Origin of the sequence: Sutterella sp. (genome assembly GCF_030539355.1) — a bacterium.
In the GTDB taxonomy this organism is placed as follows: domain Bacteria; phylum Pseudomonadota; class Gammaproteobacteria; order Burkholderiales; family Burkholderiaceae_F; genus Sutterella.
On record NZ_JAUNSF010000115.1, the window covers coordinates 1 to 9103 of the forward strand.

Below are 9103 nucleotides of genomic sequence, written 5' to 3' on the forward strand. Positions count from 1 at the left end.
ACTTGTTGCCCGACGGCTGCTCATCAAAGGTCATGATGAGGCGGGTGTCGCCGTTGAGGTCGATCGGGCCCTGGAGCGAACCCGTGAACTTGTTCGCGTTGAGGCCGAGCGGCGCCGGCAGCACGTTCCACTGCTTGCACGCGACCTGGCAGCCGCGGCAGCCGGTGCAGTGCGAGGCGTCGAACAGCATCGCGACTTCTTTCGAATTTGCCATTTGTCTAGTCTCCTAATTCTGGAACCGCCCGGGATCAGGCCGCCTTCTCGATGTTGACGAGGAAGGCCTTGTACTCCGGAATGAAGCTGATCGGATCAGCGACGTTCGGCGTGAGGTCGTTGACGGTGTCGCCCGTGGCGAAGCAGCCGGCCCACGAGAAGTGGTGCGGCAGACCCACGACGTGCGTCTTCTTGCCGTCGATCGTCATCGGCTCCATGCGGATCGTGACCATCGCGTGAACCTTGACCGAGCCGCGGTTGTTCCAGACGCGGACCATGTCACCGTTCTTGATGCCCTTTTCCTTCGCGAGCTCCTCGGAGATTTCGATGAAGTTCGTCGGAACGAGCTCGTTCAGCCACGGGCAGGAGCGCGTCTGCGCGCCGGTCTGCCAGTGCTCGACCACCGAGTAGGTCGTCGCGACGTACGGGTACGTCCCGATGTCGCCCTGGGCCGCGGACTTGTCCTTGGTGAAGAGGGCGCAGGGGTTCTTCTCGCCGTCGTTCAAGAGGTTCTTCGTCGGCGCCTCGAACGGCTCGAAGTGCTCGGGGAGCGGGCCGTCGCCCATGACGTACGAGAAGAGACGCGCGTTCTGTTCCCAGGTCATGAAGAAGGCCTTGTTGTCAGGCGGATTGGCCGTCGTGAAGTCGCCCACGTCGTTCTGGATCCACTTGCCGTCCTTCCACTCGACGAGGGTCTTGGCCGGGTTCCAGGGCTTGCCGTTGATGTCGGCCGAGGCGCGGTTGTAGAGCACGCGGCGGTTGTTGGGCCACGCGAAGGACCAGTTCTTGAAGATGCCGAGGCCCGTCGGATCGTCCTTGCCGCGGCGCATCGTCGGCTGCTGCGTGGCGTCGAGCGGCGCGTTGTTGTTGTTCCAGTAGCCCGAGTAGATCCAGATGCCGCAGGCGGTGGAGCCGTCGGCCTGAAGCTCGGAGTAGCCCTGGAGGAGCTTGCCGTCCTTGACGCGGTAGCCGTTCATGGCCCAGCAGGCGGCGCGCAGGTCGTACTTGCCGTCGATCTTGTAGTCCATGTGGGCCTTGAGGATCGGGTCGGGGTAGGCACCGCCTTCCTTCTGGTAGAGCTCGCGGATCTTCGCGAAGAGGAGCTCGATGATCTCAAAGTCAGGCTTGCACTCGCCCGGCGGGAGGATGCCCTGCTGACGCCACTGGATCCAGCGGCCGGAGTTCGAGATCGAGCCGATCTTTTCATAGATCAGGGCGGCCGGCAGGAAGTAGACCTCGGTCTTGATTTCCTCGGGCTTCATGTCCGGGGCCTTCCAGAAGGTCGCGGTCTCGGTCGGGAACCAGTCGGCGCAGACGAGCCAGTCGAGGTTCGCCATGGCGTGGCGCGCGAACTTGGCGTTCGGCGTCGAGTGCGCGGGGTTCATGCCCCAGGCGAAGTAGCCCTTCATGGTGCCGTCGCGCATCATGTGGAAGGTGCCGATCGTGGTCCAGGCGGAGGCGGGCAGGCGCGGACCGATCTTCGGGAGCATGTCGTAGCCGTAGTCGTTCTCGTAGGTGGCGTTCTCGCCGAAGAATTCCTTGAGCCACGAGACGAAGAACTTGGGCTTGTTCGTGTAGTAGCCGTCGGCGTAGGTCTCGACGTGGAGCCAGTCGGCGAGGGTCTTGTGCTGCGGGAGCGTCGGCCACTTGAGGTAGCCCGGGACGTCCGGCACCGTGCAGGCCTGGTCGGTCGCGCCCTGGACGTTCGGCTCGCCGCGAAGCGCGTTGATGCCGCCGCCGGCGACGCCGATGTTGCCGAGCAGGAGCTGGATGATGCACATGGCGCGGCAGTTCTGCGAGCCGTAGGTGTGCTGCGTCTGGCCGAGGGCGTAGAGGATCGCGCCCGACTTCTCGGGGGCGCCGGTCGAGGCGTAGACGTCCCAGATCTTCTTCATGACGTCGATGTCCATGCCGGTCACGCGGCTCACGACCTCGGGCGTGTAGCGGGCATAGTGGCGCTTGACGACGTTGAGAACGCAGAGCGGGTTCTCAAGGGTCATGTCGCGCTTCATGACGTGCAGAGCGGGCGGCTCGAACTTCGGCGTGCCGGGCTTGTTCACCCAGGCGTACTTGCCCGTGGGCGAGGTGTCCCACACCTCGTCGTGGTCGACGTCGTAGCCCCAGGTCTTGTTGGAGTACGTCTGCTTGACCGGATCCCAGCCGGAGAAGAGGCCGGTGGCGGTGTCGAACTTGTAGTCCGGACGGAGCAGGCACGCGGCGTTCGTGTAGTTGAGGATGTAGTCCTTCTGGTAGAGCTTGTTCTCGATGATGTACGAGATGAAGCCGCCGAAGAAGGCGATGTCCGTGCCCGGGCGGATGCGGCCGTAGATGTCGGCGTTCTTGGCCGAACGCGTGAAGCGCGGATCGATCACGATCCAGGTCGCGCCCTTGTCCTGGGCGCGCTGCACCCAGCGCGAGGAGAGCGGATGGTTCTCGGAGTTGTTCGAGCCCGTCGTCATGATGACGTCGGAGTTGGCGAAGTCGCACCAGTGCGAGGTCATCGAGCCGCGGCCGAAGGACGGGGCGAGACCGGCCACCGTGGAGGAGTGGCAGACGCGGGTCTGGTTGTCGATGGCGACCGAGCCGATCGTGCGGCAGAACTTCTGAAGGAGCCAGCACTCCTCGTTGTTGATCTGCGAGCCGCCGAGGAAGGCGATGCCCTCGGTGCGGTTCACCTGGAAGCCGTCCTCCTCCTTCTTGAAGGTGGCGTCGCGGGTCTTCTTCACATGGCGGGCGATGCCTTCGTAGGCCTGCTCCCAGGTGATGCGCTCCCACTCCTTGCTGCCCGGACGGCGGACCATCGGGTAGTAGACGCGGTTGGGGTTGGGCTTCACCTCGCGCTTCTCGTCAACGACGTTGCGCAGGTTCCACATGGCCATGCCCTTCGGGCAGAGGCCGCCGAGGTTCACCGGATGGTCCGGATCGCCCTCGATGTTGATCAGTTCGCCGTTGCGCTGCGAAACGATCGTGCCGCAGCCGCCGGAGCAGTAGCAGCAGATGTTGAAGGCTTCCTGCACATTGGCAAGCTTGAAGGGCTTGCGCAGCGCATCAGACTGAGCCTGGGCGGCAGTGCTCGCGAGACCGGCCGCGACCGGGGAGGCGCCCATGACGAGGCCGCGCTTCAGGAAACTTCTGCGGGATAAGTCCATCGAAATGTCTCCTACGGGGAGAGTTTGTTATTGGGAGTCCTTGGTTTTCCGGTGATGGGGAAAACCCTTGGAGGGTCTTTCTGATAATCGGGGCTGAACAGCAGCCTTTGCTCGATGGGGAGAAAAAGCAGTGAGTGCATACCTTTACCGATGGCCTGCATCATCGTCCGCGCGGAATTTAATTTCAAAGGTCCGCGCGCGCTCCCGCTTCAGATTTCGGCGTAGTTGACCGCAGACGAAATGATGATTTTTGATTCCGCTTCATACCCACCCGTGAGTAGCTCATATGGGAGGGGCACGGGCGCGTTTACTCGGCACGCGGGGGCGTCGTTATTCCGGCCGTGAACAGCGCTCACCCTTTCAACCCGGGTGACGCATTGATCTCGATCAAACTTTTGAGCGGCTCCCGCTTGAAGGTCACGGAGGCAGCCCCGATGGGGAGGGGTGACACGGGCGGGAGGACGGCCCGGGGCGAGGTGACTGATGCGTCAGAGAGACGGCATCCGGAAGGCGGGCAAGGAAAAGCCGCGGGAACCTTCCCGGATTCCCGCGGCCCTTCTCCCCATCACCAGCCGTGCAGGTCTGCGCCTTTCTGTTTCGCAGGCCTGCACGAGGAGGATTCAGTGCATTGTTCAGAGCGGATCGCCGTCCGTGCGCATCGTGAAGTGCGCGTTGAGGGCGACGAGGGCGTTTTCAATGGCCTCGAGGTTGGCCCTGGATTCCGACAGGTCCACGAGGCGGCGGACCTGGTCGCGCGAGAGGCCGAGCATCTGCGCGACCTCGGTGATCTTGAGCCCCCGCGAGGCGATGTGGTTCCAGAGCAGGATCTTCGCCTGGATGCGCAGCGGCACGTAGAGCGGCGTCTCCTCCTCCTGAAGTTCCGAGGGCATCGGGATCACCCGCTTCTGCCTGCGGTAGTGCAGCTCCATGCAGGTGCGGAAGATCTGCGGGCTCGCGGCGAGTATCTTCTCGAAGGAGTTCTCCTCGATGACACACCCGGGGAGGTCGCGGCATGTCAGGTGATACAAGTCAGGGCCCTGCTTCGTTATTCTGAGCGGATAGTACATGTCAGCTCTCAAGTTTCATGGTCCTTTTTTCAGTTAAGCATGAAAACTGAGTTTCCGAAACTGTCCGTAAGAACTAGTCCTTTTTAATATGCCGCGGACTTCATAAATAGCCTCCTAAAAAGAGTCATTCTCATTTGCTGTTGTACATCGGATGATGGGCAACACCGACGGGATTCCGCTTGAATTCGTAGGGCGTTTTCCCGGCCGACGTCCCTCCGCCCGCCCGGGGCAGCCTTCCCCGCGGGCCCGTCACCCGGGAGTTTTCCTCTGCGCGGAACCGATCCCCCTGACGGCCCCGGGCCGGGGCGGCACAGGTTCCGGCCCGCCCTTCAGCCGCAGGCCTTCCGGACCGGCCGGACCGGTCGGACATTCATGGGGCGCTTGAACGGGAGCGATCCCGGGCGCTTTCCCCCAGGGCGCACTTTCGGACGACACCGGGAAGATGCCCCGGACCGTTTTCCCGGCAGGCCCGGGACGCCCCTCGAAGGAACCCGGGGCCGCTATTGTCCGACGCCGTTGAGCAGATGTCCGGGCGGGCTGCAGCGTGTCCCGGCGGCGCTCGACATGCTCCTTTTCCCTACGCCGAAGGGAGGGGGCGGCTTCGCGCGGGCGGCCCGGTCCCTCCTCCCGCGTCCGGGGGAGATGAGGCGCGGGACGGTGCCTGCGGGGTGAAGAAAAAGGCGCTCCGCGCGAAACGGAACGCCTTCTCAAGAGCTTCCCGGAGCCGCGCCCCTTAAGAGAGACGGGGCGGGGATCCGGGAGGTAAGGTGCGCGAAGAGCGGTTAAACGCCCTCGCCCTCCTCGTAGGGCTCGCTGTTGAGGTCGCCCTCGAGGTTCGTGACGATGATGGCCGAGGCCACGTCACCGACCACGTTGATCGAGGTGCGGATCATGTCGAGCAGACGGTCGATGCCGGCGATGAGCGCCACGGCCTCGAGCGGGATGCCGACCTGCGTGAAGACGACGGTCGTCATGATGAGGCCCGCGCCCGGGACGCCGGCGGTGCCGACGGCGGCGAGAACGCCCATGAGAACGATCGTGATCTGGTCGGTCATCGAGAGGTCGATGCCGAACACCTCAGCCGCGAAGACCGAGCAGACGCCCATGTAGACGGCCGTGCCGTTCATGTTGACGGTGTTGCCGAGCGGGATCGAGAACGAGGCGATGGCCTTGGTCGAACCGAGGATGCGGGCGGCCTTCAGGTTGGCCGGCAGAGCCGCGGCGGAGGAGCACGTCGTGAAGGCGATGAGCCAGGGCTCGAAGATGCCCTTGAGGAACTTCGCCGGGCCGGTCTTGCCGAGGATCGCGACCATCGGGACGAGGATCACGAAGACGAGGACGGCGGTGGCGATGAGCGACGTGAGAACGAGCGTGAGGAGCGGGATCAGAACCTGCAGGCCGTGCTTGGCGACCGTGAAGGAGATGAGGCCGAACACACCGATCGGGGCGTAGAGCATCACGTAGCCGGTCATGCGGATCATGACGTCGCCGACGAGCTCGAAGAAGTTGAGCACGGGCTTGCCGCGCTCACCGAGCGCCGCGAGACCGAAGCCGAACATCACCGCGAAGAAGATGATCTGGAGCATGCTGCCCTTGGCCATGGCTTCCATCGGGTTGATCGGGACGATGTTGAGGAGCGTCTCGGAAAGAGCCGGGGCAGAGACCGCCTTGGCGGCGAGGCCCTCGGTCGAGAGATCGAGGCCCATGCCGGGCTGGATGGCGTTCGCGAAGAGCAGACCGAAGGTCACCGAGATGGCGGTCGTGATCGCGTAGACGATCAGCACCTTCAGGGCGACGCGGCCGAGCTTCGCCGTGTCGGAGATGCCGGCCGAGCCCGCGATGATGGTGGCGACCACCAAGGGAACGACGACCATGCGGATCAGTCGGATGAAGAGGGTGCCGAGCGGCTGCAGATAGGTCGTGGCGAACTGGCTGTCGACGAAGGCGCCGACGACCACACCGACCGCGAGACCGATCATCATCTGCCAGGCGAGGGATATCTTTGCTTTTCCAGCCATTCTGTATCTCCTGGGAAAGGGCTGTGAATTTCCGGGTTTGAGGCGTCCGTCCGCAAGACAGAGCGGAGGATCCACGTGAGTGCCGATCCGCGGCTCCGAGCCTCCTGTGACACGGGCGAACCTCGATCTGTAAAGATTAACCCTAAGTGCCCCCGTTTTTGATCAGGATTAATACTCGGTTCCGAATGTGAAGACGCCGCCCGATTTCTGCAGGAACCGCGCGCACGCAATTGGTGCATGAGGGGCCAGCCGCCCCGGAACGCCTGAGAGAGTAGTACGGAGCGTTACACCGCAGGGGTACCGTGGACCGCCGTTTCCGGGATATTGCAAAAATTCCGCAGCTTTTTCACCCATCCCATGAACGCGCTATTACGGATGCCCGGGCGGCGGACGAACCGGTTTTTCGCTGGGGAAATGAGATTCGGAGATCCGCGCATGCGAGGAAGCGGAAAAGAGAAAGCCCCGTTCCATTCCAGGCTGGAGCGGGGCAGGTGTCGCCACCGGAGGCTCATTTCCGCGGGACACGGGTGGAATATAGGGAATTTCCGAGGGGAGCGAAAGAAAGGTTATCCCCTACGACTTTCGGATGCAGACACCGGAAAAGCCCCCCGACACCTCCCGGCCGGGGAGGCGCCGTCGCCTCTGCACACCTGCGGGAGAGGCGATCCGGGAGAGAACGCCCTCAAGGAGGAAGTGTCACGTCGCCGTCAGCGTCCGTGACTTTCCCTCTCCCTTTCGGACGGGCGTTGATACCCATTGATGAGTATTACGCCAAAGCGCACCGCCGCCGCCCGGGTCTCAAGGTCCCCCCGGGGGAGACGTGCCGCGGCGTCACCTCCGCCTCCGCGCGGAGACTTCCGCCGCGGAGGAATTCGCGGATACCTCCCCGGGGCAATGCTCAATACTCCGCCGGAGGCACATCAATCGCCCGCGGACGTGTTCCTCCGGCCACGAAGGATTGATACAAAGAAAATTTCCGCGGGGGCTCAGCGGGCAATGCCGGATTCGATTCGCCAATCCCCGTCCGGAGTCATTTTTCATTAATCAGGCGATTCCCGAATTTCAATATTTCCCTTGTTTTTCATCATGCTTCCTATCCGAGAAAAGCCTTCGATGTAATTTTTACGCAACTTTTGCATTCTTTGCGTTCTGTACCCCCTGCATTACATTTCATTAACTTGCCGGGCCTCCCCGCCGGGGTATCCGGGAGGAAGCGGCAAAAATTGCCAATTACAAATACCAAAAAATAAGGTAATCTAAGCGGACGGGTCGGCCGCGGAGCGAGCGACATGTCCGGTTGACTGCTCCCTCCCTGCTCCGCAAGAAGCCCGCGTCCCGGTCGCCGAGGCAGTCCAGATGCCCCGCCGTTCCGGTCCCTTGAAACCCTTCACCGGTGCGTCTCCCGGCCCCGGGATATCTGAAACCGCCTGCAGGGGCAGTGCCTTGTGCAGAGTCCGGCATCCGTCGCCGGGGAAGTCCTCCCCGCCCGGGTGGCTGAAAGGCACGGGCCCCGTCCTGCGTGCTTCAGATTCCTCCCGCCGCCCAATCCGGTCTTCAGACGCCCGACGCTGCGGCAACCCTCTCCCGCCTGCAAAAAGGAAAGACCTGAAACGGGAAAGGCGAGCCGGCCGGCCGGGCATGTCAACTCAAAGAAGCCGCCAACCCCGGGCCCCGGCCCGGATCCGGTCCCCAAGAAAAAACCACACGCCACCCAAGGACCTATAAATGACCAGCCAGCGCACCCGAAGCACTCTTCGGTCTCAGAACGCCATGATCAAGGAAGACTTGGCCGCACTCAATGAAGCTCTCGCCTCCGTCGACAAACCCAGAACCCTCGCGCTGTTAGGGGATATAGCGCGCAGGCGCGGCATGACGGATGTCGCGAAGTCCACCCAGGTGAGCCGTCCGCAGCTCTACCGCGCCCTCTCGGAGAATGGCAACCCGTCGTTCTACACCATCGTGAAGGTGCTCGAGTCCCTCGGCTTCGTTTTCCAGGTGAAGCGCCAGAGGAGCGCCCCCGCCGCCGAACCCGAGGCCCCCGCTGAGAAGCCGGCCCCGGCGCCCGCGAAGAAGGCCGCCAAGGCCGCTCCCGCGAAAACCGTCAGGGCGAAGCCCGCCGCTGCCAGGGCTCCGGCGAAGAAGCCCGCCGCCAGGACGACGAAGGCGAAAAAGCCCGCCAAGGCCTGACCACCCGCCTCCCTCCCCCACCGACACCGCCCGTGCTTCTTGAAGTCCGGGCGGTTTCTTTTGGCCTCCGGCGCCTCCGGCCGGTCCGCGGACGACCGCAACTCTCTGTTGCGTTTTTCTCAACAATCCAGCGGCTACGATCCGACTCGGAAACGTTTCGCCGGGACACCGGATTGCACCTGAGCGAACGTGCCGCACATTCCTTCATCGAGCGTGAAGCTTCCCGGCTGCGGGGCGGGCGCCTCTGGTGCCGCCGGTCCGCGCCCCGCAGCCGACCCATTCCCGCTTCACGCCGCTGATGAGTGCGGCACGGCTCCTTCCGGGCCGTTTCCTCCCCGGGTCGGTGGCACTGTCTGCGCCCCGTCCCGGTTATTCCTGATCAAGGACCGCCGCTCCGCCCGGAGCGCGGTCCTCCTTTTTCATGAAAGCAGAGTGGAGCCGCGGGCGCACGACGCCCTGCCCCCAGGTA

Annotated in this window: 4 protein-coding genes and 1 pseudogene; 1 reads left to right on the top strand and 4 read right to left on the bottom strand. The window is 63.6% G+C overall.

From position 1 onward, the window contains the following. From Q4F91_RS11830 to Q4F91_RS11845, 4 genes and pseudogenes are all read right to left on the bottom strand, one after another. Nucleotides 1-214, bottom strand: a pseudogene (locus Q4F91_RS11830) (4Fe-4S ferredoxin); the annotation flags it as partial. Nucleotides 215-248: 34 nt separating this feature from the next. After that, nucleotides 249-3362 (bottom strand): molybdopterin-dependent oxidoreductase, encoded by a 3114-nt coding sequence (locus tag Q4F91_RS11835; protein ID WP_303337923.1) that lies wholly within the window; start codon nt 3360-3362, stop codon nt 249-251. A gap of 632 nt (nt 3363-3994) precedes the next feature. Next, nucleotides 3995-4390 carry a hypothetical protein gene (locus Q4F91_RS11840; protein ID WP_303337924.1) on the bottom strand — a complete coding sequence of 132 codons (396 nt, stop codon included), beginning with the start codon at nt 4388-4390 and terminating at the stop codon, nt 3995-3997. Nucleotides 4391-5211: 821 nt separating this feature from the next. Next, the gene (locus Q4F91_RS11845; protein WP_303337925.1) at nt 5212-6447 is read right to left on the bottom strand and encodes a dicarboxylate/amino acid:cation symporter; all 1236 of its coding nucleotides are present in this window, start codon (nt 6445-6447) and stop codon (nt 5212-5214) included. Between the two features lie 1725 nt (nt 6448-8172). Between Q4F91_RS11845 and Q4F91_RS11850 the strand changes: the two genes are divergently transcribed. Next, nucleotides 8173-8634 (top strand): addiction module antidote protein, encoded by a 462-nt coding sequence (locus tag Q4F91_RS11850; RefSeq protein WP_303337926.1) that lies wholly within the window; start codon nt 8173-8175, stop codon nt 8632-8634. The last annotated feature ends 469 nt before the right edge of the window (nt 8635-9103 follow it).

Bases quoted from the DNA above. Each gene is read 5' to 3' on its own strand.
- Q4F91_RS11835 (WP_303337923.1), bottom strand. From the start codon at position 3,362: ATGGACTTATCCCGCAGAAGTTTCCTGAAGCGCGGCCTCGTCATGGGC.
- Q4F91_RS11845 (WP_303337925.1), bottom strand. From the start codon at position 6,447: ATGGCTGGAAAAGCAAAGATATCCCTCGCCTGGCAGATGATGATCGGT.
- Q4F91_RS11850 (WP_303337926.1), top strand. From the start codon at position 8,173: ATGACCAGCCAGCGCACCCGAAGCACTCTTCGGTCTCAGAACGCCATG.